This is a genomic window from Trichocoleus sp. Lan (assembly GCF_039961855.1).
GTDB lineage: Bacteria > Cyanobacteriota > Cyanobacteriia > Cyanobacteriales > FACHB-T130 > FACHB-T130.
In genome coordinates, this window is sequence record NZ_JAMPKA010000006.1 from 75,172 (window position 1) to 101,435 (window position 26,264).

Annotated in this window: 19 protein-coding genes; 6 read left to right on the forward strand and 13 right to left on the reverse strand. The window is 46.9% G+C overall.

Annotation, left to right across the window (positions count from 1 at the left end; all coding sequences use genetic code 11):
- Positions 1-267 precede the first annotated feature (267 nt).
- Positions 268-486: a hypothetical protein gene (locus NDA03_RS07455; protein WP_190528860.1), complete on the reverse strand. Its 219-nt coding sequence runs from the start codon at positions 484-486 to the stop codon at positions 268-270.
- 6 nt (positions 487-492) lie between these two features.
- Between NDA03_RS07455 and NDA03_RS07460 the strand changes: the two genes are divergently transcribed.
- Positions 493-3,186 carry a CHAT domain-containing protein gene (locus tag NDA03_RS07460; protein WP_348237710.1) on the forward strand — a complete coding sequence of 898 codons (2,694 nt, stop codon included), beginning with the start codon at positions 493-495 and terminating at the stop codon, positions 3,184-3,186.
- Between the two features lie 116 nt (positions 3,187-3,302).
- Here NDA03_RS07460 and NDA03_RS07465 read toward each other — a convergent pair whose 3' ends face one another.
- Entirely contained in the window at positions 3,303-4,124 is an 822-nt protein-coding gene (locus NDA03_RS07465; protein WP_190410162.1) for an SDR family oxidoreductase, read from the reverse strand.
- Positions 4,125-4,390: 266 nt separating this feature from the next.
- Between NDA03_RS07465 and NDA03_RS07470 the strand changes: the two genes are divergently transcribed.
- Together NDA03_RS07470 and crtW are read left to right on the forward strand one after the other, a co-directional pair.
- Positions 4,391-4,597 carry a chlorophyll a/b-binding protein gene (locus NDA03_RS07470; protein WP_190410163.1) on the forward strand — a complete coding sequence of 69 codons (207 nt, stop codon included), beginning with the start codon at positions 4,391-4,393 and terminating at the stop codon, positions 4,595-4,597.
- A 387-nt stretch (positions 4,598-4,984) separates the two neighbouring features.
- Positions 4,985-5,761 (forward strand): beta-carotene ketolase CrtW, encoded by a 777-nt coding sequence (crtW, locus tag NDA03_RS07475; RefSeq protein WP_348237711.1) that lies wholly within the window; start codon positions 4,985-4,987, stop codon positions 5,759-5,761.
- Between the two features lie 51 nt (positions 5,762-5,812).
- Here the strand turns inward: crtW and NDA03_RS07480 are convergent, their stop codons facing one another.
- Both NDA03_RS07480 and NDA03_RS07485 read right to left on the reverse strand, forming a co-directional pair.
- Positions 5,813-6,691, reverse strand: a complete 879-nt coding sequence (locus tag NDA03_RS07480; protein WP_348237712.1) for an IS982 family transposase — start codon at positions 6,689-6,691, stop codon at positions 5,813-5,815.
- A 116-nt stretch (positions 6,692-6,807) separates the two neighbouring features.
- Positions 6,808-8,616, reverse strand: a complete 1,809-nt coding sequence (locus tag NDA03_RS07485; protein ID WP_348237713.1) for a tetratricopeptide repeat protein — start codon at positions 8,614-8,616, stop codon at positions 6,808-6,810.
- Between the two features lie 255 nt (positions 8,617-8,871).
- Here NDA03_RS07485 and NDA03_RS07490 point away from each other — a divergent pair, with 255 nt between their 5' ends.
- The 3 genes from NDA03_RS07490 (at position 8,872) to NDA03_RS07500 (ending at position 11,866) form a co-directional block, all read left to right on the forward strand.
- Positions 8,872-9,963: an EndoU domain-containing protein gene (locus NDA03_RS07490; protein WP_348237714.1), complete on the forward strand. Its 1,092-nt coding sequence runs from the start codon at positions 8,872-8,874 to the stop codon at positions 9,961-9,963.
- Between the two features lie 426 nt (positions 9,964-10,389).
- On the forward strand, positions 10,390-11,001 hold the full coding sequence (locus NDA03_RS07495; RefSeq protein WP_348237715.1) for a DsbA family oxidoreductase: 612 nt from the start codon (positions 10,390-10,392) through the stop codon (positions 10,999-11,001).
- Between the two features lie 112 nt (positions 11,002-11,113).
- Complete coding sequence (locus tag NDA03_RS07500; RefSeq protein ID WP_190528837.1) at positions 11,114-11,866, forward strand: SDR family oxidoreductase; 753 nt, start codon at positions 11,114-11,116, stop codon at positions 11,864-11,866.
- 99 nt (positions 11,867-11,965) lie between these two features.
- Here NDA03_RS07500 and NDA03_RS07505 read toward each other — a convergent pair whose 3' ends face one another.
- The 9 genes from NDA03_RS07505 to NDA03_RS07545 all read right to left on the reverse strand — a co-directional run bounded on the left by NDA03_RS07505 (position 11,966) and on the right by NDA03_RS07545 (position 25,952).
- On the reverse strand, positions 11,966-13,369 hold the full coding sequence (locus NDA03_RS07505) for an amidase (RefSeq protein WP_348237716.1): 1,404 nt from the start codon (positions 13,367-13,369) through the stop codon (positions 11,966-11,968).
- A gap of 104 nt (positions 13,370-13,473) precedes the next feature.
- A complete protein-coding gene (locus tag NDA03_RS07510) occupies positions 13,474-14,133 on the reverse strand; it encodes a Uma2 family endonuclease (RefSeq protein WP_348237717.1) in 660 nt (219 codons plus the stop codon).
- A 178-nt stretch (positions 14,134-14,311) separates the two neighbouring features.
- A complete protein-coding gene (gene map, locus NDA03_RS07515; RefSeq protein WP_190678420.1) occupies positions 14,312-15,139 on the reverse strand; it encodes a type I methionyl aminopeptidase in 828 nt (275 codons plus the stop codon).
- A 215-nt stretch (positions 15,140-15,354) separates the two neighbouring features.
- A complete protein-coding gene (locus NDA03_RS07520; RefSeq protein ID WP_190428560.1) occupies positions 15,355-16,023 on the reverse strand; it encodes a glutathione S-transferase family protein in 669 nt (222 codons plus the stop codon).
- Positions 16,024-16,148: 125 nt separating this feature from the next.
- Positions 16,149-17,729 (reverse strand): HlyD family efflux transporter periplasmic adaptor subunit, encoded by a 1,581-nt coding sequence (locus NDA03_RS07525; protein WP_190986100.1) that lies wholly within the window; start codon positions 17,727-17,729, stop codon positions 16,149-16,151.
- Positions 17,730-17,891: 162 nt separating this feature from the next.
- Complete coding sequence (locus tag NDA03_RS07530) at positions 17,892-20,861, reverse strand: peptidase domain-containing ABC transporter (RefSeq protein WP_348237718.1); 2,970 nt, start codon at positions 20,859-20,861, stop codon at positions 17,892-17,894.
- Between the two features lie 284 nt (positions 20,862-21,145).
- Positions 21,146-21,931 (reverse strand): peptidylprolyl isomerase, encoded by a 786-nt coding sequence (locus NDA03_RS07535; RefSeq protein ID WP_348237719.1) that lies wholly within the window; start codon positions 21,929-21,931, stop codon positions 21,146-21,148.
- 142 nt (positions 21,932-22,073) lie between these two features.
- Positions 22,074-24,899 (reverse strand): S-layer family protein, encoded by a 2,826-nt coding sequence (locus NDA03_RS07540; RefSeq protein ID WP_348237720.1) that lies wholly within the window; start codon positions 24,897-24,899, stop codon positions 22,074-22,076.
- Between the two features lie 9 nt (positions 24,900-24,908).
- Entirely contained in the window at positions 24,909-25,952 is a 1,044-nt protein-coding gene (locus NDA03_RS07545; protein ID WP_348237721.1) for a calcium-binding protein, read from the reverse strand.
- Positions 25,953-26,264: the final 312 nt, after the last annotated feature.

Below are 26,264 nucleotides of genomic sequence, written 5' to 3' on the forward strand. Positions count from 1 at the left end.
TTAAAAACCCGTTTTCTTTAAAGAAAACGGGTTTTTAAGTTTGTGCAATACCAATTCATTCTTTATGATGCCTCATTTAAGATTCCCCCAACGATTACAGCACTAACCGGGAAGGATTGCTGCTTATTTATTATGTGTAAAGTTTTATATGGAGAAAAACCGGCTCCCTGACAACTTTCCTTTTTCTTTATAAATGCGCTCGGAAGTACCAGTCATCGGTAATGGATAATGGGAATGAACATTTCCCACTAACCCATTACCGATTGACTATTTGGTTCCTTTTTCCTCTTGTTCAATCGCTTTTTCGGTTCGCTCGTAAACATTTCTGGGTTTCTTGGTAGGAAATAATCCCAGTAAAGAATTATTCAAAGCGGTTCGGGTGTTGAAACTAGCTGTACTTAAGGGTTTTGGCAGAACGCGATCGCCAAAACCAATAAACATCAAAGCTAAAATAATCACCAATGGCGTAACTGTCTTTTTATCCATAATCGTATGAAAATTTTTCTAAGGTACTTTCTTCTATTGTTCCCTCAAAAACAGGAAAAGTTAAACAGTCAAAAGGGATTTTATCTGTTTTGGGCGGCTGTCTTGTCTTTACTCGCACCTTTCTATTTATTACCCCCCTTATCAGCAGCATCGGCACGAGAAAATATCCTGAAGAATTCCCAGGCGCAAGGAGACGAGGATTTTATCAGTGGTGTCAGGGCAAGTGTCAGGAAAAGCTTACAAACCGCCCGTACAGAGAAAGCAGCCATAACGAAACAGGTTGTTAAACCAGATCCCGTCACCATTGATAATCGATCCCAGATATCTGACAGGCAAAGCGCTAACGAATTCAACGCAGATAAACTGCTGCAACTCGGAATTCGGCAGCATCAAACGGGACAATTTCAAGAAGCCTTAAAATCTTTGCAAAGGTCACTCAGGCTCTACCAAGAGATCGGTTCACGCCCGGGTGAAGCAAATGTGCTGTTAAATATTGGCGAAACTTACTTCACGTTAGGGCAATATTTGCGATCGCTTGCATTCTACTACCAGAGCTTAGACATTCTGCAAGGCATCGGCGATCAACCGGGTGCGGCTAAGGTATTAGATAATTTGGGCAATGCTTACTTTTATCTGGGGGATGAAAAACAAGCGAAAGATTTTCGCGATGCAGCGCAAAAGCTGAGACAAGAAATCGGCAACCCAAAACGAGAAGCAGCTTTTTTAGGGAATGTGGGAATCGCTCACGAATCAGAGGGAGAATATCCAGAAGCGATCGCACTTTACAAAGAACAGCTCGCGACGGCACGAGAAAGCCGCAATCCGAATGCAGTGCTGGATTCTCTCAATAACCTGGCAGAAGCTTATCGCACCTTGGGACAATACCCGGAAGCCATTGACTTTTATCAGCAGCAGTTGCTAATTGCTCGGATAAGCGGCAATGTCACCGAAGAAGGGTATTTTCTCAACAGTATTGCGGACGCTTTCGAGGCACAGGGGCAATATCCAGAAGCGATTGAAGTCAGAAGACAGCAAGTTGCGATCGCTCAAAAAAGTGGTGATGCCGCATTGCAACTGATTGCTCTGAATAATTTGGCAAAAACTTACCAAAATGCGGGGCAATTTGAGCAAGCGATCGCACTGTATCAAGAACCCCTGGAGGCGGCGAGGAAAACAGGCGATCGCTTAGCAGAAGGGACGGCGCTGAATAATTTGGCATTCGCGCTTCTCAAATCAGGTAAACCAGAAGAAGCCAAAGAAACCTTACTCAATTCAGTTAAAACTTGGGATGCTATCCGTGCCAACTTAGGCAGCACTAATCGCTATTTGGACGCGCAAACAACGACTTATCAGCGCTTGCAACAAGTTTTAATTGCTCAAAAACAGCCGATTGCCGCCTTAGAAATGGCTGAACAAGGGCGGATCAGGTCGATTGTCGATTTATTGCGGCTGCGCTTATCTACCGAACCCGTGGGATCGGGTTTAAAACCTGCACCGAAAAAACTGATTTTTCCCACGATTGAAGAAATTAAAAAAATCGCCAAACAAGAAAACGCCACACTTGTTGAATATTCAATTATTCCCGATGAAGGACTTTATGTTTGGGTGATTCCGCCTAGTGGGGAAGTGACGTTTCGGCGCATCGAACTCGGTGCCCAAAATACAATTTTTCCCGTCTCTTCCATCGAAAATGTAATTGCCAAAATTCCTGAATCTCTAGGATTACAAGCGCCTGCCAATTCTCCGAAACCCAAAGAAAGTTCAGGACAAGCGCCAGCCGGAAATGCAACTTCCTCACCGGCGAAAGCGCCAATCATTCAGCCCAAACCGTTGCTGCAACTGCATCAACTATTAATTAAACCAATTGCCGATTTATTGCCAGAAGATCCAAACGCCCGTGTTATCTTCATTCCGCAAAAAGAAATGTTTCGGATTCCGTTTGCGGCTTTAGTAGATGTTTATGGCAACTCCCTGATCGATAAACATACCATCCTGACAGCACCGGCAATTCAGGTACTTGCTTTAACCAAAGAACAACGAGGAAAAACTTCTGGGGGCAATCGTCTGGTGGTCGGAAATCCCGTGATGCCGCGAATTGCACCAGCACTGGGGCAAGCACCGAAAGCGTTACCGCCGCTAGCAAATGCAGAACAGCAAGCCTTAGAAATCGCTGATTTTCTCAAGACAAAATCCCTACTAATTGGCAATCAGGCGACAAAGGCGGCGGTTTTGGAACAGATGCGGAAAGCGAAGAGCGTCCATCTCGGAACTTATGCGATTCTGGATGATGTGAAGCGCCAAGGTGTACCCGGTGCGATCGCACTTTCTCCCGGTGGTTCCGATAATGGCTTACTTACTTCTGCTGAAATTCTGGAATCTTTTGCCCAACCCAAAGGGCAACACCTGCGTCCTGAATTAGTCGTTTTCACTGCTGTTGAAAACGGCAAGGGTAAAACAACTGGCGATGGAGTAATTGGTTTGTCTACTTCTCTGATTGCAGCGGGTGTTCCGACTGCGATCGTGCCTTTGTGGTCTGCGCCAGATGCTCCCACAGGTGCGTTAATGAGTGAATTTTACAAGCAGTTGAAGCAGAACGACGATAAAGCCAAAGCCTTGCGCCAAGCCATGCTCAAAATTAAGCAACAAAATCCCAATCCCAAAGACTGGGCAGGATTCACCTTAATTGGGGAACCCAGATAACTATCGCGGTTAGTATATACAAATATTTTTCGCGCGAAGGCGCAAAGGCGCAAAGACGAGACAGCGCTTTTGCGGGGAGGGGTTCTTCCCAGATTGCTGAATGAGGGGCGATATGGCTATGCTTCCTTATCTTTGAGCTGGAAGGTTTTCCGAAACACCCACTGCATAAAGCCGGGAAACATATTGTAAGAGGCTTTCGATAGATTGGCGGAACCCACCAACACCTCAGCCCGCTGATGCTTCACCGCCTCCCAAATTGCCTTTGCCACATCCTCCGGCTTCTCCACCACTGGGGTACTCAGCACCAGATCGAGCTGATCTCGACGCGCTTGGGCATCTTCTACATTCTTACCTCCAAAGATTGCCCGTTCCATCAAACTACTCTTGATTAGATTCGGGTAAATTCCACAAACATGAATGCCTTTGGGTGCGAGTTCTGAGTGCAGCGCTTCGGTCAATCCAGTTACCGCAAACTTGCTGGTATTGTAAGGCACAAGATAAGGAACGGGGACTTTGCCGCCGATGGAACTCAAATTAACAATCGTGCCCTGTTTCCGCTCCAGAAAATGAGGTAATAGGGCGTGAATCGTATGAATATATCCCCACAGGTTGAGGTCTATCGTCTGGTGCCAATCGTCTAGGGAAAACGAGTCTGCTGGCCCGGATATATAACGACCTGCATTATTGATCAGCACATCGATAGTGCCATATTCTTCCAGCGCCTTCTGAACGAGGGTTTTCACCTGTTCTGGGTCTCTCACATCGGTGGGAACGGCTAGAGCTTTTCGACCAAGCGATCGCACTTCCTGTGCTGCCGCTTCCAAGCGGTCAGCCTGACGCGCCGCCATTACTAAGTCATATCCTTTCTGGGCAAACAAGAGAGCAGTTGCTTTGCCGATGCCTTGAGAAGCACCTGTAATTAGTACTGTGGAAGCCATACGGTTATTTCAAATAATAGTGCTTTGCTCTCTAAGTTTGTTCAACAAAAACTGGGAAATCCTCTAGCTTTCGTCAGAGTTTTTAATAAAAACTGCTGTAGTTCTGCTCACATAAATCCGATGAACTTTGTGATATAAATTACTTTGTCTAAAACCCCTTACATCTTCCTTGAGAATTAAATGCAGTTTGGGACTATAGACAGAGAGCAGAGATTAATGGGGTAGTTAGGATGTATGCGTAATCAATTTGTTAAGGAATGTAAACGATGCAGACTCGCCCTACTGATTTACCACCTGTTGCTAGCGCCTACAATGGCAAAGACCGCAATGCCTTTCTGTTTGGCTGGAATCCTCAAGCTGAGCTATGGAACGGACGCTTGGCGATGATCGGCTTTTTAGCTTACCTACTTTGGGATTTCGCAGGCTACAGCGTCGTTCGGGACGTGCTGCACCTGGTTTCCTATACCCGCTAATGACTGACTTGCAAGATTCGTCTGGCTGGCAGTTGTAGATAAAGGCTTCATCTGCCAGCCAGACAGTCAAATATCCGATGAAGTTGCCACTGATGTGCAGTCAGAGGCAGCGGTTAAACGTCTCTGGTTCGGATCGCAGTACCAGCTATCCTTTACAATAGTTATATTATTTTTACAGTATTTAACAAAAAGGAAGCGCTATCTCATCCAGACACCGAGCATCAACAGAGTTTTCTTCCCAGAGGGACTTGCACTCGATCGATTTTTGAAGGATGAGTATCGTTGTAAACCAAGCGCGATCGCGGGTTCTTCAGGATAAGGTAGCGATCGCTTCGCTATTAGCTCCTAAATTTTTGCTCGAAAGGAAAGCTACAAATTTATACAAGCATGATTCAGCTCGAACACGCACCTCTGCAACAAGCGAAACTTCCGCGAATACAAAGAAGTGAAAATCCAATTATTGGACTTGTAATTGCTTTTACTATTATTGGCATCTGGGCAAGCAGTCTGGTTTTCTTAATTTCCCTTGACTGGTCGCAAATTCCTACTGTATGGAGAATCCCCGCCATCATTTGGCAAATGTTTCTGTATACAGGATTATTCATTACTGCCCATGATGCAATGCATGGAGTGGTATTTCCTCAAAACCGTAAAATTAATAACTTGATTGGTTCATTCGTTTTATTGTTATATGGATTCTTTTCTTTTGACGAGTTATTGAAAAAGCATGGGGTACACCACCAGCACCCAGCAAGCGAATTCGATCCGGATTTTCATAACAGTCAGCATAAAAACTTTTTTGCCTGGTACTTTCACTTTATGAAAGGTTATTGGAGCTGGAAACGCTTGTTTGCTTTAATGGCTTTCTATAACCTGATTGCTTTCACCCTGCCGATCCCCGAATTGAATTTGACTTTATTTTGGGTGATTCCTTCAATTTTAAGTTCGGTACAGTTATTCTTTTTCGGTACTTTCCTGCCTCATCGAGAGCCACAAGAGGGTTATAAAGACCCTCATCGCGCCAAAACTAATGCTCTGCCCGTTTTCTGGTCATTTATCACCTGTTATCATTTTGGCTACCACGAAGAACATCACGAACATCCTCATCTTCCTTGGTGGCAGCTACCAGAAGCTTACAGAATGAATCAGACCGCTTCTAGTTGACAAATCACCGTTTGTACTGCCAATTGCCATTGTAAATAACCTGAGTTCGGGTTAAGCAGAAGGAAGGAAAAACGCATTGATATTGAGAGAGGGCTTCTTGGGCTGATGGCAATAGGCAATTAATCCACAGACCAAATTCACCAAGAAATTGACCGGACTGCGATGCCTAGAATGCTCAATGTGAGAGATGTTTTTCAATTGGTCGATAATTGTCTCAATTATGGAGCGTTTGCGGATAAGCAGCTTATCTATCAGTGGCATCAGCTTATTCTTCATATTGCGCTTCGGCTTAGTAATCAGTTGAATCCCCATCTGGGTTAACATCTGCTCAAACAACTTTTGCGATATATAGCCTCGGTCAGCCACCACCTTACCAGACAACCCTTTGAGTAGAGTCAGCACAGGCTTACGGTCATCTATATTGCCAGCAGTGACAGCGATATTCAGCAGTTCCCCTTGGTCATTACAAATCAGATGTAGTTTAAAGCCGAAGAACCAATCTACAGAAGTCTTACCCCGCCTGCCGATATCCTTGAACACCTTGTGGCTTTTGATTCGTCGGTTATGACAGACCGCAATCTTGGTCGAGTCCATGACAGACACACCTGTACACTGACCAAAACAACTGTGTAGATAGATACTTAAAGGCATCAGGGTGGAAGGCATCCATTCTACAAAGCGTTGATAACTCACCAACTTGGGAAAGGCTGCACTCCACTGTCCATGTACCTTCTCTTGGTAAAACGCTTTAAAACTCCGGTAATGAGATTGATGAAATGCAATCTCGATGGTCATAATTTCGCTCAGGCACAGTTGACGATGGCGGTGGCGATGTTTGAGTGCATCCCTTATCAGTTGTTTATGCCACAAAGGTTCAAAAAGAAGGCAGAAATCATCGACAGAGCAAAAAAGTTCTTCTAGACTAAGCATGGGACGAGCCTGTAAAGCTGTTGTGTGATGACTTTTAGCTTACTCGCTTGCCCCTTCCTTATCCCGAACTCAGGTTAAATAGATAGAAGGGGCGTATCTAATACGCCCCTTTTTTATTACTTCTTAATCGGTAATTTTTTAGGTGGCGGGAGACTATTTTTCTTTTTCTCTTCCAATTTTTGTTCTTCCAACTTCTTTTCTTCCAATTTTTGGGTTGCTAGGGTTTTGTTTTCCAACGCTAAAGTGTTTTTTGGATCGAGTTTCAAAACTTCATCAAAGACAGCGATCGCTTCTTCTAACCGATCTAACAGCAACAGGGCGACGCCTCGACCGGCAAGACTATTCGCATCATTGGGCGTAATGCGAATTGCCTGGGCGTAAGCGGCGATCGCTTCTTCATACCGTTCTAAAGCGACTAACACGACGCCTCGGTTATACCAAGCTTGTGATAATTCAGGATTGAGGCTAATCGCGCGATCGCTAGAGGCGAGGGCTTCGGGGTTTCTTCCCAAATGCCATAGCACCACCGTTCGGTTCGCCCAGATATCGGCAAGAAGCGATTGATTGAAGTTCGGATCGCTACTTTTAATCGCTCGATCGTAAGCGGCGAGTGCCTTGGGATAGTCTTTTACTGTTCTCAGTATCCTGCCTTTGTTGAACCAAGCTTGGGCATAGTTCGGATTCAGGGTGGTGGCGCGATCGCTCGAAACGATCGCTTCGGAGTATCTTCCCAAAAACCACAGGGTAACGCTGCGGTTGTTCCAAGCTTCAGGGTAATCAGGGTTAAGACCGATCGCGCGATCGTGAGAGGCTAATGCTTCTTCGTATTTGCCTTGTCCAGATAAGGCATTCCCCCGCTGATCCCAGGCTAATGAGGGACTCGCCTCACCCCACCTCCCATCTCCTTGTAATGCTTTATCGCAGGCGGCGGCGGCGTCTTCGTACTTGCTGACTTTGTTTAGCGTCGCGCACTGGTTCGCTAACGCCACAGAGTAAGTGGGACTCAATTTAACCGCCATTTCCTGAGAGGGGAGTGCTTGGGCGTACTTACCCACCAGTGACAGCAAAACGCCATGTTCAGTCCAAGCGGTGGCGTCTGTGGGATTCAGCGCCAAAGCTTGATCGTAAGATGCGATCGCTTCTTGGTACTGACTTAATTTTTTCAGCGCCACGCCTCGGTTGTACCAGGCGATGGCTGGAGTGAGTGTGCCCCAATCAGCATCACTTTTCAGCGCCAAATCGCAAGCAGCGATCGCTTGCGAATATTGCCCAGACGCAGAAAGTGCGGCGCATCGATCCGCTAAAGCTAAAGAATAATCTGATTTAATTTCTAAGGCTTGGTCAAAAGAAGCGATCGCTTCGGCGTTCTGTCCCAGCTTCCTTTGCGCTAATCCTTTGTTATACCAAGCGATCAGCGGTGTATTGTTCTCCCAATTTCCATCGCCTCTGAGTGCTTTGTCGCAAGAGGCGATCGCGTCTTCATATTTGCCTAAGTTGGCGAGGGCGATGCACCGATCCGCCAAAGCTAGGGAATAGTCGGGTTTGAGGCGGATAGCCTTATCAGCGGAAACCAGGGCTTCGGTGTATTTTGCTTGTCCTAGCAGTCCATCCACTCGGTCAGTCCAGATTTTCGGCTTTTTGGGATCGAGAGCGATCGCTTGGTCACAAGCGGCGACGGCTTCTGCATATTTCTTCTCGTCCCCCAATAAGTCACACAAACTCCCCCAGTAATCAATGTCCTTCAACTCCAGGGGTGGCTGCGACGCTGGCTGTGCCAGTATCTTGAAGCAATAAAAACTAACACTTACACAATAAAAACTTAACAGAAATAAACTAAAAGTAAAAAATCTTTGGTTCGCCTTTTTCTCTCTGCGGGATTGCCCTAGCAATGCGATCGCCTTCTTTAAATTGCCGTAGTCTGCCATAGCGAGAGCTGAATTTTAGACTTCAAGAATAGCATAAGCGCGACCATTTATTCCCTTGTTTAAATTAATATTTAACACTTTATCTGTAAAGTAAAATAAACTCTTGCCAGGTTTAAAAAAATCAGAAAAGTATAATTATCTTATCCTTTCGGGAGCTGACAATAAATGTCCGGATTTTTATAAAAAACGCTTGAATATACTCTGTCAACGCCCTCATTGATGAGTAGAATTCTACAGTTTTTTACCTTAACAATTATGCAACGTAATTTTTTACTTGGTTTAGGCGCAAGCTCAATGCTTAGAATTGCCATTTTCTTGCTCGGAATCATTCCGCTACTATCAATCGATGCTGCTTACGCTCAAGTCCCGCCCTCTGGAACTTTCACCGCTACACGCACTTGTGTAGCACCACGAGCAATTAACGGGATAAATCCGGGTAATATCCAAGTCTCAAACGGTCAGCGTTATCAAGCAATTGGCTTCAATTCTCCAAAGCGAAAGTTTATTCAGCTTGCAGTCCCTGGTGCTAAGCCAGAACGTCGCTGGGTTAGTGCTGATTGTGGTAATTTTTCCCCCGCAACAGATGCGAGTTCTGAACCGAACTCCGGCACCGTAACGCAGCCATCGACATCGGTACTACCCTTTTTTGATAATGTTAATAATCCAGAGCTTCATGGCTTTCCACGCGGGCAAAAAGCAGACATCACACCGCCATTACCCCAACTCAATGCTTTTGACCAAGCAGTGTTGAGAACCTGCGGAGCGATTGGTAGCAAAGTGACGCCAAGTGCTTTCAAAAAATTGATGTTAGAAAATCGAGATGTACTGCGTGAAATTCAACAAGCAGTGGGTGGGGACCTGCGTGCCGTCCGCAGTACAGAAGCAGAATTTCTCGACGATTTAACGGCTGCTTGGTCTGCAAGAGGCGGCTTTGAACATATCTTTTGTGGTGAACTCGAAGGGGCAACGAAAATTGGCGGACTGCACTTTTTTGGTAGATACCGAGAACTGCAAGAGCAAGGAATTGGCGGACGACTTGCGAATAATTTGAACAAAGAAGAAGTCGTTCCAGGGTTAGTTTATACCTTAGGAGTATTCATCAAAAAGGATGGTCAAACTTGGAGAGATAATATCAAAGGATATGCTCTTGTCAGCGATGCCAAAGAAATGTTATTAGATGCGACAAAAGCATTGAAAGCACAGGGAAACGCTCAGGGAGCTTGCATTTTAACAGTGCAGGATGATGAAACGAAAAAATCTTATAAGGCGGTTTTTGTCAAGAGTCGAGATGCAATCGTTACTTTTTATCCTGATGCGACTCCTGGAGGAAAAGCTTGCAGAAATTAATTGAATAACCCCATCCCCGCCCCGTTGTTCGTACCGTATACACACACGTCTTCTAGAACCTATTTGTCCGGTTTTGCTCCCCGTAAATCCCCCAACTTATCGGAGGGATTTACGGGGAGAATCAATATTCTGCAACTGATACCTCAGATGGAAGGTGGGCGGAAATAGCACCAGTAGGATTTGAGGAGGATAGTGAATGGAATGCAGACATTATTGAAGCTTGGAAAAACGAATTGATTGCTTGGACTTGAGTGGAAGGGGCAGACATTGCTAACCCTGATTCTGTTCGTTTCCATCTAGCACCTAGCAATTATTGATACTTGTCCAGTACCTCTGAAGTAAAGACGCGATCGCTCTCTTAGCGATTGAACCACCACGATTGGCAGTTAATCCCCCTGCGTCACCGTTTGTTAAGAGGAATATGCCATGACTCTGAAAATAAAAGTTTTCTCCGACTACGTTTGTCCATACTGTTTTCTAGCCGAATTCCCCCTAGAAGCAGCCATTCAGGGAAAGGACGTTGAAGTTGAGTGGCTACCCTTTGAGCTTCGACCATCACCACAGGCGACGCTGAAACCGGAAGACGATTATCTTCAAACGGTGTGGAAGCAGTCAGTCTATCCGCTAGCAAGAAAAATGGGTGTTGAGGTCAAGCTACCAACTATCTCGCCACAACCACATACACATCTAGCGTTCGAGGGTTATCAGTACGCTAGAGAACATGGTAAAGCTAACGAATACAATGACCGTCTTCTCCGAGCGTTTTTTCAAGAAGATCGGGATATTGGCAATATCGAGATTTTGACGCAGTTAGCGGGAGAAATTGGGCTGGATGAAAAAGAGTTTAGAGAATCCTTGGAAACTCGAAAGTATAAAACAGCTCATCAGCAGGCATTAGAACAGACTCGCAAAGAAGTCGGTATTACCTCAGTCCCGACATTTATGATTGGCGATCGCATTTTGCCGGGTTTGTTAAGTCAAGAAAGCTTGGAACGAGCCATTGATCAGGCATTGGAGGGCAATCTTAGTCAAAAATAGCGATCGCCTAAACTGCCCATTTTTCTAACCATTGGCGTGAATTCCCTAACCGACAAATTCATCCCCATCGGGATGGGTAAAGTACAACTCTAGTCATTACAGGAGATAAAATATGGCAATCCTTTCAGGACGAGCTTGGATTACGGGTGCTAGTAGCGGCATCGGCGCAGCGACCGCCAAAATATTGGCTCAGAACGGAGCGAAAGTCGTTTTGTCGGCACGCCGCACAGAGCAACTCGAACAGCTTTCCCAGGAAATTGAACGTGCAGGCGGTCAGGCGATGATCAAACCCTTGGACGTAACGAATCGAGAAGCTGTGGCACAGCTTGGAGAGGAACTGGAAACAATGGGTGGCGTGGACATCCTGATCAATAACGCTGGTTTAATGCCTCTGGCACCGATGCTGGAAGGGCGCGTGGATGAGTGGGAGCGGATGATTGATGTGAACCTGAAGGGACTCCTCTACACCATTCATGCTGTCCTTCCCGGCATGGCTAAGCGCAAGCACGGTCATATTGTGAATCTTGGATCGGTGGCTGGACGCTTTGCCTTTAAAGGGGCGGCGGTCTATTGCGGAACCAAATTTGCGGTGCGCGCCATCTCCGATAGTTTGCGCCGAGAGGCAATTGAATATGGCGTGCGGGTGACAGACATTGAACCAGGAGCAGTAGCGACTGAACTTGCTGATTCAATTAAGCACGAGGCAACGAAAGAAGCTGTGACCGGGCAAGGCGGTTTTTATGCTCCGGGTGCGGATATTCTGCAAGCGGAAGATATTGCCAACGCGATTCTTTACGTGGTGAGCCAACCTGAACACGTCAATATCGGTGAGTTGTTGATTCGTCCGCGTATTCAGGAACTCTAACGAATTTAACCAGCAGGATAATCCCAGAGCATAAACTGTCTTGGGGCTAATTAGCCTCGTTCCCCAGCTGAGCCGGGGAACGAGAAACAGATATCGCTTTTATTGCGCGGCAAAGTCAGGACGGCGATCGCTCCAAAGTTTTGCAGCTTCTAGTTGTGCGGCGAGGGCAATCAACGTGGTTTCGTCAGCGGGGCGTCCCACCAACTGCACGCCGATTGGCAACCCGTTGGCGTCAAAACCAGTCGGAAGTGCGATTGCAGGCTGTCCGGTGGCATTGAATGGGGGACACGGAGCGATCCACTGAATGATTTTCTGCAATCTTTCCTCCGGATTCAGGTGCGCCCACTCCCCAACCCGAATTGGCTGATGCATATAAATGGGCACTACCAAAACGTCATAGTTGTCAAAAAAGGCAACAATGCGCCGCGCCATAATTTGCATCTGAGCAACCGCTTGCAGATATTCACCCGCAGAACCGGATTTCTCTAGCATCCAGCGATTCATCGGTTCCAAGTAGTCGCCGGGAATCCCCGTCGCCGCCACACCAGCTTGCCAAACTTTGGAAAAAGGTTTGATCAAATCGGTAAAGTCTGGACAACCGGGTTCAACGGTATGACCCATTTCTTCTAGCAATTGCACAGTTTTTTGGACGGCTTGCCCAGATGCCGAATCGGCTTCGCCTATCGGGGGAATTGTTGTAGAAAAAGCAATCCGCAAAGACCCCAATTTTTGGGCAGTTGCGGCAAGAAAAGTCGTTCCTGGGTCGGGCAACCAGTAGGGATCGCCCGCGACATAACCAGACATGACATCCAAAAGGGCGGCAGCATCGGCAACGTTACGCGCCAAGCAGCCATTGGTTGCAATGCCATTTAGATGATCGCCCACGGGTGCATAAGACACCCGACCCCTTGAGGGTTTAATGCCGACTAAACCACAACAAGCGGCGGGACCGCGCACCGAACCGCCGCCATCAGAACCTTGAGCGATCGCGCACAACCCCGCCGCCGTAGCCGCCGCAGCGCCCCCACTCGATCCCCCTGGTGTATAGTCGAGATTCCACGGATTCCGGGCGGGTGGAAACGCCGGAGGTTCTGTATAAGGGAAAGAACCTAGTTCAGAAGTCGCCGTCTTACCGAGAATCGTAAACCCCGCCAGCTTAATCCGCGTCACCACCGCATCATCATAAGCGGCAATTTTGTCCATCAGCGCGGCTGTTCCGTAGGTACAGCGAACACCAGAAACGGGGTTGAGGTCTTTAATTGAAATGGGTACCCCAAAAAAGGGCGGAAATTCTTCTGTGTTGCCTGCCAATGCTTCCGTCTTCGCCTGGGCATCGGCAAGCGCCATATCTGCCATGACGGTAAAATAACTCCCCAGTTGGGAATCCAGTCTCTGAATGCGTTCCAGGTAAAGTTCCACCAACTCTAGCGGTGATACTTGTTTGCTGCGGATGAGCCGCGCCTGTTCTATCGCTGGGGTAAAAGCTAAATCAGTTTGATTCATGGGAACTTTGGGCGATCGCTACTTAATCTTGAACGCCTGAGCGCGTCTAGGCAATAAAATCCTAGCTTGCCAATAAACATTGTTTCACGCGATCGCTTTTTCGCTTAAGTATCCGGATCGATACCAAGCGATCGCAGTTGTTCTGCCAGTCGTTCTGCCCGTCTTCGTTCCTGTTCTGCTGCCTCTTCTGGGGTGGGAACCAAAACACCTTCTGGGGTAAAGTAGCGCAATTTTCCAGCTTCTATACCCAAATACAAATCCATAACCTCACTCCACAGCCAACCTTGAGCATTAGGCACAATGGCTTGATACTGTTCTCCTACCAGCCGAAAACCTGCAAACTCTAAATCCTCCGGGTCGAACCAAAAGTATTCTGGCGTGCGAAATCGGTTTTGATAGAGGTCTTTTTTTAAATTTCGGTCAATATTAGCCGTGGAAGTCGAAAGCAATTCGATAATCAGATCGGGATATTTTCCTTCTTCTTCCCACACCACCCAAGAAGTGCGATCGCGTTTTTCGGTATTTTTCACCAGAAAAAAATCTGGCCCTCTAAAGTCTCGATTTCGCAATTGCTGCCGACTAAAATAAACTGTCAGATTAGCGCCAATAAAAAAATCATTGCGATCGCGCCAAAACCATTCTAAGCAACTCACCAATAAAGCTAGTTGCTTGTAGTGCAAAGAACTTTCCATTTCTGGTTCATCGCTCAAAAGTTTTGTAGCATCTGGCATTTGTGCTTCTAATTCTTGTGCTGTTTGGTACATATTGCCACCTGCTCATAGCTATTTTAAATTTCAAATTTTAGAGATGAGAATAGAATTTGTATCAAGATGCGATCGCTTTATCAACTTATTCTATAAAAATAAACAAAGCCCGCATAGGCGAGCTTTGTTTGTATAGTCCCAGCATTTTATGCTGCGGGTCAATCAATGTAACGATGCGTTAAACTTTCGAGCGGTCGGTCAAAATTTCATATCCATCTTCCGTTACCAGCACGGTATGCTCAAACTGAGCTGACAGGGCATTATCCACCGTCACTGCCGTCCACTTGTCGGATAAGATGCGGGTGAACTTTGAACCAGCATTTAAAATCGGCTCAATTGCCAAAGTCATTCCAGCCCGAAGCTTGACATTTGGCATCTCGCGGGTGCGGAAATTAAAAACAGACGGTTCTTCGTGCAAATTCCGCCCAACACCGTGTCCGGTGAAGTCTTCCACAATACTAAAACCATTGCTTAGCACATGGTCTTGAATGGCACCAGCAAGGTCGAGCAGGTAGGCTCCAGCTTTAACTTGTTCAATTCCTTTAAAGAGTGCTTCTTCTGCTACGCGGATTAACTTAGCCGCTTCTGGTGTCACTTCACCAACGGCGATAGTGATGCAGGAATCACCGTGATAGCCCTGGAAATAAGCACCTGTATCAACTTTCAAGACATCGCCAGTCCGAATCACTTTTTTGGCGTTGGGAATGCCATGTACGACTTCGTTGTTGATGCTGGAGCAAATGGAAGCAGGGAAGCCGTGATATCCCTTAAAACTGGGTGTTGCCCCCATTTCGCGGATGCGCTTTTCGGCATAAGCATCTAAATCCGCTGTTGTCATACCAGGCTGCACCATCTCTTGAATTTCTTTGAGTACGGTTGCCACAATCTTCGCCGCCTGTCGCATGATTTCAATTTCACGCTGTGACTTAATTTCAACGCCACGACGTTGTTTTTTCTCGCGGGGAGGTTGAGCGGGTTGGAAAAGCAGATTGTTCAGGATGTTCATTTGACAGATGGCGAGTGGTGGGATGTCAACAGGGTAAAGCGATCGCTCCTCCCGCCTGCTTCTGGGGTGATTGACGATTGAGGAAGCACTCTCCCTGTTAATTTGTCAGGTATTTATTATCTTAAGTTAACTTTGTTGAAACCATTCCTAGGGCGGGAGGCTCCACGGTTGTTCTCGCATCTAAATCGGTTCACGATTACAGCTACCAACTGGTATTAAGACTGGTTCTGCCGTGCTGCCATCAACTCTTTGAATCGAGGCTTAAAGGCTTCGATTGCCTCCTGAGTGGGCTGGGTTTTTTGCCATGCAGGACGCTGCACCAAGTTCTCACACCAGGCACTCAGTTTGGGATGGTTATCCAGCGATACGCCTAGCATAGGCAACAACGGCACCATCGTTCCGGCGACAATCTCAGCGAGGGTGAGACTAGCGCTACCTGCAAAGTATCGATCGTCGCCCAGTAGACTCTCAAAAAAGTTCAGCACTGTCAGAATTTTCTGCTTTGACTGCTCCAACTGCTGTGCGTCTGCATCCAAGCCCATCATTTGATTGGCGAATGGGTTTATGGCAGGCAACAGTTCGTTGACAGTCACCATTTCCACCATCCGCACGGTTGCTAGCGCCTTGGCATCCGTAGGTAGTAAGGCAGGCGTGGGATATTTTGCCTCTAGATAGTCAAGGATGGCTAAGGATTCTATAACGTTAAAGCCATCATCCACTAAAACTGGAATGTGGTGGAAGGGATTCATCGCTAGAAATTCTGGGTGAAATTGATCGCCATCCATATTCAGCGATACCAGCTCAAAGGGAATTTCTTTCTCCAGTAGCGCCACCCATACGCGCCTTGAGTTAGCGGAAAGGGGAGTGTGATAAAGCTTCAGCATGAGGATACCTCTCCAGAACTTATTTCCCAGGATACTCCGCTCCCTGGTCTGGCAACGAGCGCGATCGCGCCTGTAACTTTACCGCAGACTTCCCTCTCCCTATTCCATCTTGCTGCTAAGAAACACTAGCGAACCGTCTTTAAGCCTTCAACTTTATCCATAAATAAATCAGTGAAAATGCTCATGATTGTGCGTTTACGTACCTTCAGGTTGACACTTACCGACATCCCTGATTGCAGCGGGACTTCTCGACCCTTAATTAAAAGAGACTGATTATTTAAGCTAACTTTGGCAGGAAATGTATAATAAGGGCGGATTTGTTCGGGTGGTAGAGCATCCGATCCAATCCAGGTTAAACGACCTTTCGTATCGCCAAATTCTCGGAATGGAAAAGAGTCAATTCTAATATCTGCTTCCATTCCTTCTTTAACAAAGCCAATATCTTTATTGGTGATAAAAACTTTAGCAACTAGGCTGTCACTTGGAACGATTTTTAAAACGGGTTCGGTAGAATTAGTAACAAAACCTGGCCCATGAGGTTTTAGCTCAAAGATAGTTCCATCTACCGGAGCTTTAATTTCTTGATATTTTAAATTTTGTTCCGCTTGACTCATTTGGCTGTCAATTTCTGCAAGACGCTTGTTGTTTTCTACAATTGCCTTGTTTAGCTGATCGTCAATTTCTGCCAAACGTTTTTCATTCTCAGCAATTTTGGTTTGCAAATCTTGTTTCGTCAAAGCGATGGTATTTTGCAGCTTTTCATTCGCTTGCGCGATCGCTAGCTGTAACCGCTTCTGTTCCTGAGTCAGTTGATCCACCTCAGCTTGGCGAGTACGTACATCCTGCTTCTGCTTCAGGTATTGCACGCGGGAAACTGCTCCTTGCTTCATGATCGGTTCTATATCGTCGAGAATTCCCTGATTCACCTCTAATAGGTCTTTGGAACTCGCTATCTCTACCTGAGTTTGACTTAATTGCTTTTCTAATTGTTCAGCTTCTAACCTAGCCGTCGCAACGCGAGAATTTAGTTCTGCTATACTCGATTGAAAACGTTGCTGTTGATCTAAGCTAAGACTTGTTCCTTTGGCAGAACCTCTTAGTTGAGCGCGATACAGTTGATTTTCTGAGGCTAAAGAGGAGCGCACTTTAGTCAGAGAGACTAACTCTAATGGTAGTTTTAGTTGAGCAGTCTCTCCATCTATTGCAGCGGGGAAACCTGCGCCTTTTATTTGCGATCGATAAAACTGATTTTCTTGCTTTAATGCTGTCTGAATTTTATTCAGAGAAGTTAACTGAGCCTGAGCTGTTTCTGAGTCTAAACTCAGCAGTTTATCTCCTTTTTTTACTCGTTGTCCATCCTTGACATAAATTTCTTTCACTACCCCTGCTATTGGAGCTTGAACTTCCTTAACAGCACCTTGAGGTTCCAGTTTGCCAGTCGCAGGGATGGCTTCTTCAATTTGGAATACAGAAGCCCAAACTATCACAAAAGTTGTCATTCCCATGATTCCCCAAACAATCGCGCGAGACCAAGTCGGGGATTGTTGAAGAATAACGGCTTGATCGAAGTTGTTTGAGGTAGAGGCGGGTGGCGTTACTTCCTTATTAGGATTAGGACTTGGAACTGTATTAAGGCTAGGACTTGGGACTGCTTGGGGTACTAAAGATAGGTGTTCGTTAGACTGTTTTCCATTTTGTTGGAGCATAGCTGACAATAGTGCTGAGTGCTAGGACTGGGGACTGTGGACTGAGGACTAAGGACTGAAGAGTGTTAGCGAAGCGGCGCTGTGTTCGCGGACTGAATAATAGAGGGTGAGAGGGGGATTTATTAATTACCCATTAGCCATTAGCAATTCCCATTCAGTTTTCTATAGTTGCGCTTCTTGTTGTTGATACAGGCAGTAGTAGCGACCTCTGAGAGCCATTAATTCATCATGAGTGCCCTGTTCAACGACTGCACCTTGATCCATCATCAAAATCAGACTGGCATTTCTAATTGTAGTTAAACGATGGGTAATAAAAAACACAGTGCGATCGCGGAATGTCGAGGCTAGATTTAAACACACTTGTCGCTCTGCGTTGTAGTCCAAAGCGCTGGTTGCTTCGTCTAAAATCAGTAACTGAGGATTTTGTAAAACGGTACGCGCGATCGCAATTCGCTGTCTTTGTCCCCCAGATAAGGCAGAACCCCGTTCTCCGACGCGAGTGTTGTAGCCGTTCGGCAAAGCCATGATAAAGTCATGGGCAAAAGCTACTTTGGCAGCTTCAATGATTTCCTCATCGCTCGCATCTGGATTGGTTAGCGCGATATTTTCTTGCACCGTCCCATCAAACAAGAGAGTATCTTGAAGCACCATTCCAATCTGACGCCGCAGGGAATAAAGTTCTACCTTACTAATATCGTAGTCATCAATGATAATCCGCCCCGATCTTGGCTCATAGAGTCTGGGTAAAAGTTTTGTTAGGGTACTTTTACCCGATCCACTTTGTCCTACGATGCCGATAAATAGCCCTGCTGGAAAGTCTAGATTAATGTTACTTAGCTGAAGAGCGCCGCTAGGATTGAAGCTAAAAGAAACATTTTCAAACTTCACGCTTCCTTGAATGGCTGGCATGAGAATGTTGTGGCGCTCGGTTTCATCTGCTTCGAGATTTGCGTCGAGAACATCGCCCAGTCGCTCAAGAGATAAAGCGGTTTCTTGAAAGTTTTGCCACAGTTGTACTAATCGCAATAACGGACTTGTTACATAACCGGAAAGGATGCGGAAAGCAATTAATTGTCCTAATGTTAATTCTCCTTTTAGGACTAAATAAGCTCCCGCCCATAACACTAACAAACTGGAGAGTTTATTTAGGAAACTGCTAATTGAACTGGCAGTCGTAGAGGTGGAAACTGTTTTAAATCCAGCACTGATATAACGACCATAACGCTCTTGCCATTGCCAGCGCGATCGCAATTCTAAATTTTGCGCTTTAACTGTTTGGATTCCTGACAGAACTTCCACTAAATAAGAGTGAGTTTCGGCGTTGCGCTCTGCTTTCACCCGCGACTGCTGCCGAATGATCGGTGACACTCCAAGTGTTAGCAAAGCAAACAGTGGCACTGTTGCCAATGCGACTAGCGTTAGCACTCCGCTGTAAATCAACATCACCGCAATGTAGATGACTGAAAAGATGGCATCTAACACTACAGTTAAGGCAGTTCCGGTTAAGAAGGAGCGAATATTTTCTAGTTCATTAACGCGAGTAGCGAGTTCCCCAACAGGTCGCCGTTCAAAATAGGACAAGGGCAGGCGTAGAAGGTGGCTGATGACCTCTGAGCCTAAAGCCAAGTCCATCCGGTTGGTGGTATCAACAAATAAATGCGTGCGTAAACTGGTCAGAACTGCTTCGACAGCAGCGACGACTACTAAGAAAATGCCTAAAACAGATAAAGTATCGATACTATTTTGTACAAGAACTTTGTCAATAATCACCTGAGTCATCAGGGGATTTACTAGACCAAAGATTTGTACAAAAATGGAAGCAATTAAAACTTCTATTAAAACTTTGCGGTAGCGATAGATAGAAGGTAAAAACCAACGCAGACTAAACCGCTCTTTAGAAGCTTCTTTTGTGGGTCGGAGCAGCAAAACTTCCCCTTCTGGCCCCCACGTTTCCATAAATTGGGCGGGTTTTTTGCGTAAAATGCCAATTTCTGGCACCGCCAGCACTAACTCGCGATCGCTAATTTTGTAAAGAATCGCAAAACTATCTTGCCAGCTAATCATGGCGGGAGCTTGCAGGCGACACACCGCAGCCGCAGGCACTTTAATTAATTGCGTATTTAACCCGGTTAACTCAGCCACCGCACCGCAAAATTGCAGAGATAAGTTCTCGGTGTGCTTGAGGTGATTGACTAAGACTCTCTTGATGACATCCCGTCGGAAAGGTATCCCCAAGTGCTGAGACAGCATTTGGAAGCAAGCTAATGTTGCATCCAAACGACCTCTCCCGTAGATGTAGGGGTGTTTCTCCTGTTTAAAGGGCGTCGCCGTTTCACCGGCGGGAGGCTGTTCCGGCGCGTAGGGAATCGCTTCCCAGTCGGTTGTAGGGGCAAGGGACGCCGATGCCAATGCGATCGCGTCTTTCGATTCCGAGGGAAACAGGATTGACTTCTGCAAGCCCAATAAACGAACCCCTCTCGCGCCTTCTACGTGTAAATTTCCTGGTGTACTCGGTATTAAGCGGCTTCCTACGGGGAAATCAGCGGCGGTTCCGCCACTCACCAGCCATACCCAGTTAGGATCTATCTTGCTGAGGGGAGTTTTTCCGGGGGGTAAGTTGAGAATCGTTGCTTCTGAAACCGCTTTTAAAGCGAGTTCCTTGAGATTGGTTGTCCCATCAGCTTGACGCGCCAATTCTTCCCCAATCAGATCGAAGACTTCAATCAAAGAACAACGGTTTTCAAAAGCAGCCGCAAATGAGCGTTCCTGGTTTAATAAAGCTAAAAAATCGGTGTCTGGGAGGATTAAACAAATAGTTTCTGTCGAAGCGATCGCTGTCTCGCAAGCTGTTCCCCGAATTAAGCTAACCCATCCGAGAATTTCTCCGGGTTCTAATAATTTCAGGGTGACAGGTGCTTGGCTCCGGGGGTCATAACCTAAAAGGCGGGCTTGCCCTTGATAGATGATGGCAATTTGCGCTGGCATTGTTTCTCGCACAAACATTGCCTGTCCCATGCGGTAGCGCAAAAATTGAAATTTTGTTGCGACTCTTTCTAAGACAACCGATGGCAGTTGATTAAACGGAGATATACCAGCGAGAATTTCTTTGATACTAATTGCCGTATGGGTCATCCCGTTTTGCGGCTACGCTCTCCATCCAAGCTGCTACTTGATGGGAAAGAAAGCCACCCTCCTTGTTCAAATATTTACAATCTATTACAGTTAAACCCGATACTTTTGCTGAAAAAAACAGAATATTTTAATAAGTGATGCCTCAGATCCTTGTGAATCATTTTGACAGGTTTAGCACCACTCTTCTGTAGTTTATCAGAATAGTTCAGGGCAAGAAAAATGCGTATTATCGAAGTTGTTTTTAACACCTAAATAGAGCGATGCTCTACTTAGCGATCGCTCGTTTACGCTGCTGCCAGTTGACCGCTTGGTTCAACTTTACGATTTGTTGCAGCCCCCAGCCAAATTTTATCTGCTTCGGGTAGGTTCCCGATTTGCTCTTGCACCCACGTTTCAAAAAGTTCTCGCAGCAATCGTTGACGCATGAATTCATTTAATTGGGCGGGAACTAACTTTTCTAGGCGCACAATGACCATCCATTCACCTAAAGGTCTGGGCGACCAAAGTTGATTCTTTTGACTAACCGATAGCAGTCTCGCCAGATGCGGGTGGAGAGTCCCAATCTCTACCGGGCCGATAGTTCCACCCGTTTGTGCTTCAGGCCCTTGGGAATACTCAGCCGCCAGTTCGCTAAAAGATTGCTCTTGTTCGGAAAGGCGGAAATAAAGTTCTTGGGCAATGCCTGGATCTTTCGTCCGAATCAACGAATAAATGGCTTGATCCAATTGACCTTTGCGCTTGAGAAAATAAGATTCTAGTTTGTTACCCCAAGTCGCTTGTTTAAATTTTTCAATTCTTAACTTCCGCGTTGTCAAGGCTTCTAAATGCTCTTGGCTCATCCCGTAGCGCTCTAGCCAAGCTTGCTGTTCGGCTTCAGAAGTCAGTTGATTTTCCTGGTAGAAATTCCCGCAGGCATGAGCAATTTCTTCAGGCGTACAGTTAACAGAAGCGATCGCGCTATCAATAATGCTCTCACGCAGCAATTGAGGAAACATTTGGTAGCTAGCCAGTAGGGGAATGATTTCCTCAGCTGTGAGGGTGCGATTACCGATTTGTAAAGCTGTAGTCATACCTGAGTCCCTTTGAATTTCTGGTTTGCGACTGATATTTTGAGCGCGATTGCTCTGACAAAATCTGCAAATCTCTAAGGATGTATCAGCCGAAAAATCAGGAATTATGCAATACGTTACAAAACTTTACTTGTACCCCTTTCTAGGAGCCAGCGCAGGAAGTGGCGTGAGGCATCCCTGTGGGCGATCGCGCGGTGAGAATGACCTCGCCAAAGTTATTCCTCACCCATCCTTGGGCTTCCATCAACTGCTCGGTAGTCTGCCCGGTAGCCGGATGGCTGGGAACAACCGCAGGATTCGGAAGATTCCCGACTTGCTGAGTTCTCAGGCGCAAATCGCTCCAAACGGTGACGCTGCTGAGGGTTTCGCCGGGATTGGGTGGAATTCCACCGCGTCCGGTAACGACCAATTCGCTTTTTTGTTGCCCGACCGTGGTTCCACAACTTGATGCAATCAGTCCAGAGGCATCCACCAAGTCCGTCGGTAAAGCGACTACACCGCGACTGGGGTCAACATCCGGCGTATTGATTTCCACCACACCGTTCACCCCAAACTCAGAACTGGCGGTGATGTCGCTCAAGAGAGTTTCGTCTTCCCGAAACTGAATTCCAAAGATGCCTTGAGTCGTAATTTGGATATTCCCCCCATTGCCAGTAAAAGCATTGGCAGTAATGTCGCTATTTTCCCCAGGGACGGCGACGATAAATGAGCTGTTAATCGTGATGTTGCCACCATTGCCACCCGCACCTGCAATGCCAGCGGTACTTGAGATTCTACTGTTGTGGCGCAGCAGTAACAAATCCTGCACTAACACCATATTTCCCCCATTACCGGATGCAGTTGCTGCCGTAATCGTTGCCTGGTTATCTAAACTCAGGCTTTGAGCAGTCAGCTCAAGGTTGCCAGCACCTTTGGCATCGTTCGCTGGATTAAAACTGCTCGCGGCTACGGCTGCTCCATCCCGGAGCGTCAACTTTCCAGTATTAACCCTCAGACTTCCCCCGCGACCTGTGGCGTCAAAAACACCTGGAAAGCCGGGAATTCCTCCAGAAACAGCAAGCAAGCTACTGGGAAACTGACTGCCTTTAGCAGTACCCGCTAATTCCACAAACTCGGAAGCTTGAACGGTTAAATTTCCCGCATCCCCTGCACCTAAAGTAGAAGTCTGGATGACGGCTCCATCGCGGACGCGCAATCGTTCAGTCTCAACGCTTAAGGCTCCTCCATCTGCCTGGGAACCGATACCGCTTCCAGAAAATAAGCCGCTCGGAAAAGGCAAACCGAGCTGATTTGTCAGCAATTGACCGTCTGCGGAAACCGCAACCCCCGCCAGTTCAACGTCTGAAGCTCGAACGGTCAAAGTGCCTGCCTTGGCTTGGCTAAACTTGCTAAGCGTCGTCACTGCAACTTGTGCCCCATTTTGAACGCTCAAGCGATCGCTCTCTATAGTTAAATTTCCTCCAGTTCCGGTGGCGTTTTGTTCTACTTGGGCACGCAAACTGCTTTGCCTGAGCGTATTGTTTTCATCGAAACCATAACCCATGGCTTCCACTTGGGTCGCTCTCACGGTCAAATCTCCGGCTTTCCCTTGCCCAAAAGTAGAAGTTGTTACTTCGGCTCCATCTCGGACAATCAATTGTCCAGTTTCAACGGTTAGATTTCCCCCATCCCCTTTCGCTCCCCCTTGGACTGTAGCCCGCAATCCACTCCCAATTTCGCGATCGCTCGATCTGCCACTGACTTCTACCGAATCCGTCGCCCGCACCGTTAAATTCCCGCCCTGCCCTTGACCGAAAGTAGAAGTGGAGACTTGCGCCCCATCCCGGACAATGAATTTTCCGGTTTCAACGGTCAGATTTCCCCCAGATCCGGTGGCTGTTTTTGAATTAACCCTGGCAAATAAACCACTGCGATCGCCACTAGGCGAACTGCCACTAATGTCCACCAACTCCGAGCCAGTGACCGCTAAAGTCCCTCCGGGTGCTGAACCCAAGGTATTCGCCAGCATCTGAGAACCCTCTGTAAGCGCGATCCGCCTACCTTGGACGTGGATATCGCCTCCCCCATTGCCGCTGGTCGTTACCGTCGTTTGCTGGGACTGGATGTCTTGGAAGTTCTGGATATTCGGATACCCCAGAGCATAGCCTTGGGCAGTTGGGGTGAGGTTAACTTGTGCGGGGGAAGTGGGTGTGGATGCTCCAGCGACGCTGCCTAATTCAATCCGTCCCCCCGCCGCCTGTAATCTTCCTCCCACGAGCGTCAAGTTACCACCCACTAGCCCCAAGGTTTTCCCAGACGGCACTTGCAGCTTAGCCCCCTGTACTTGAATGCTGGCTGCTGGTTTTCCAAATTGCAAACCAATCGGGACGCTGGCTGTCAGCAGCGGTGTCGTTTGGGGATTCGTGGCGCTGAACGAAGTTCCATCCGCCAAGCTGAGGCTAGTCGCCGTACTCGCCAAAAAAGATCCGCCAATCTTCAGCGCCGCATTTGAGCCGAAAGTAATCCCATTGGGGTTAATTAGAAATAGGTTGGCTGTCCCGTTGGCTCGAATCAAGCCGTCAATCTTAGACTCCGAGGAACCCGTGACGCGGCTGATAATGTTTTGAATATTGGCAGCATTGTTAAAGTAAGCACTGCCGTTAGTCGGAATCGAAAATTCCTCAAAACTGTGGAACAAGTTGGAGTTAGCTTGCGTACCTCCGGTAATTATTCTGCTGTTGCCACTTTGAGTAACGATGGAGGGCTGGGGTAGGGTTGAATCCTCGACAATTTGCGCCTGCATGGGGCTGGTTGTCACCAGACAGAACCCGGAAAGACTGCCAAAAAGCCAAAATGACAGAGAACGCAGTTTCATACACAAACCCCACAACTGGGTCGGATTCAACCATTTGCCTGAGTAAAAACGTATCCAGACGTCTGTCAGGATGAAAAAGGCGATCGCTTCCCAGAATAGCGTGCCATTTTGCACGCACGATATCTAAACAATAATCATGTCTGAGGCAAGAACAAAACCCGAATCGATTTGCACAGACGCCAACTGTGTCTGCTCAAAGAACAAAGCACCTGTGCTGCTGTCGTAGCTGAACTTATCGGATTGACCTTTCCCAATGCCGAAACCACTAGCAGAAATCTGAATCTTATCCCCCTCTAGGGAATTGAAGTCCAGGATGTTATCAATTCCCTCCCCCGGAGAATTAAAGACAAATTTATCCGCCCCCTCACCACCCGTCAGCCGGTCATTGCCAAAACCGCCGCCGAGAGTGTCCTTGCCAACCTGACCCTTGAGGACATCATTCCCGTCGCCGCCAGATAGCCAATCGTTACCAGACCAGCCCATCAGAAGGTCATCGCCAGCATCCCCATAAAGGCTGTCATTCCCATTTAAACCATCTAAAATATCATTTCCGGCTTCGCCGTACAGCTTGTCTTTACCGTAACCCCCATTCAGATAGTCGTTGCCAAAACCACCCAGTAGCGTGTCCTTCCCGGCTTCACCGTAAAGGCTATCGTTGCCGTTCCAGCCATTGACGTAGTCTTTCCCGGCTTTCGCATAAACAACGTCATCCTCCTGACCACCATATAAAGAGTTGTTGGCAGCATTGCCGATAATGGGGGCGACAATATTGTTAGCGTCTTCGATGGTAATGACGGCAGTTTTAATATTCGAGTTGAGGCTTAACTGAATTGGAACAACGCCGTTGTTCGGATTGTTGGCATCGTTTTCCTTGAATGTATAGGTCTCCTGCGTAAACCCAAAAGGAGCTGAGTCCTTAATGGTCCATACTAGAGTGTCATTTCCATCAACGACATTATCGTTAAAAATTTGCAGGGGGATAGACGCTTGCCCGTCCACAAACTTGACATCAGCCTTGGCAAACCAGGGTTCGTCAAAGTTCTGTTCCCACTCGTTGAAGTTCCCTTGTCCTCCTGGAAGATCGTAGTCACCGCTGCCTTCGGTAGCTAGAAATATAGGAATCCCTGTACCTTCTTGTTCGTCAACGATCGCATCTTCAAATTCCATAACTTCATCCCTCCAGAACAGGTAGATATGAAAGTAAGTTTTGATTCAGAGCAGATGTTTGCCGAAAGCAAAAAATTTTGAAGATTGCTGTAAAGAAAAGAAACGCGATCGCCTCAAAAACTCAGTGAACTGATTTTTATCGCAGCAGCTTGAGGAAACCTCAATAAAACGGGTTTATTCGTGCCATCATTTCAGCCTTCCCTTAACATGGATAAATTAGAGGGACAGCTACTCTCTCGTAAAACTAAAATTTAGGCATCAAGCCAAAGCTACCCTGTCTCCAAAAAAACCAAACATTGAGCAAAGTGCAAT

Excerpts from the sequence above, each read along its gene's own strand:
- NDA03_RS07455 (WP_190528860.1), bottom strand. The coding sequence starts at position 486 with ATGGATAAAAAGACAGTTACGCCATTGGTGATTATTTTAGCTTTGATG.
- NDA03_RS07460 (WP_348237710.1), top strand. The coding sequence starts at position 493 with ATGAAAATTTTTCTAAGGTACTTTCTTCTATTGTTCCCTCAAAAACAG.
- NDA03_RS07465 (WP_190410162.1), bottom strand. The coding sequence starts at position 4,124 with ATGGCTTCCACAGTACTAATTACAGGTGCTTCTCAAGGCATCGGCAAA.
- NDA03_RS07470 (WP_190410163.1), top strand. The coding sequence starts at position 4,391 with ATGCAGACTCGCCCTACTGATTTACCACCTGTTGCTAGCGCCTACAAT.
- crtW (WP_348237711.1), top strand. The coding sequence starts at position 4,985 with ATGATTCAGCTCGAACACGCACCTCTGCAACAAGCGAAACTTCCGCGA.
- NDA03_RS07480 (WP_348237712.1), bottom strand. The coding sequence starts at position 6,691 with ATGCTTAGTCTAGAAGAACTTTTTTGCTCTGTCGATGATTTCTGCCTT.
- NDA03_RS07485 (WP_348237713.1), bottom strand. The coding sequence starts at position 8,616 with ATGGCAGACTACGGCAATTTAAAGAAGGCGATCGCATTGCTAGGGCAA.
- NDA03_RS07490 (WP_348237714.1), top strand. The coding sequence starts at position 8,872 with ATGCAACGTAATTTTTTACTTGGTTTAGGCGCAAGCTCAATGCTTAGA.
- NDA03_RS07495 (WP_348237715.1), top strand. The coding sequence starts at position 10,390 with ATGACTCTGAAAATAAAAGTTTTCTCCGACTACGTTTGTCCATACTGT.
- NDA03_RS07500 (WP_190528837.1), top strand. The coding sequence starts at position 11,114 with ATGGCAATCCTTTCAGGACGAGCTTGGATTACGGGTGCTAGTAGCGGC.
- NDA03_RS07505 (WP_348237716.1), bottom strand. The coding sequence starts at position 13,369 with ATGAATCAAACTGATTTAGCTTTTACCCCAGCGATAGAACAGGCGCGG.
- NDA03_RS07510 (WP_348237717.1), bottom strand. The coding sequence starts at position 14,133 with ATGTACCAAACAGCACAAGAATTAGAAGCACAAATGCCAGATGCTACA.
- map (WP_190678420.1), bottom strand. The coding sequence starts at position 15,139 with ATGAACATCCTGAACAATCTGCTTTTCCAACCCGCTCAACCTCCCCGC.
- NDA03_RS07520 (WP_190428560.1), bottom strand. The coding sequence starts at position 16,023 with ATGCTGAAGCTTTATCACACTCCCCTTTCCGCTAACTCAAGGCGCGTA.
- NDA03_RS07525 (WP_190986100.1), bottom strand. The coding sequence starts at position 17,729 with ATGCTCCAACAAAATGGAAAACAGTCTAACGAACACCTATCTTTAGTA.
- NDA03_RS07530 (WP_348237718.1), bottom strand. The coding sequence starts at position 20,861 with ATGACCCATACGGCAATTAGTATCAAAGAAATTCTCGCTGGTATATCT.
- NDA03_RS07535 (WP_348237719.1), bottom strand. The coding sequence starts at position 21,931 with ATGACTACAGCTTTACAAATCGGTAATCGCACCCTCACAGCTGAGGAA.
- NDA03_RS07545 (WP_348237721.1), bottom strand. The coding sequence starts at position 25,952 with ATGGAATTTGAAGATGCGATCGTTGACGAACAAGAAGGTACAGGGATT.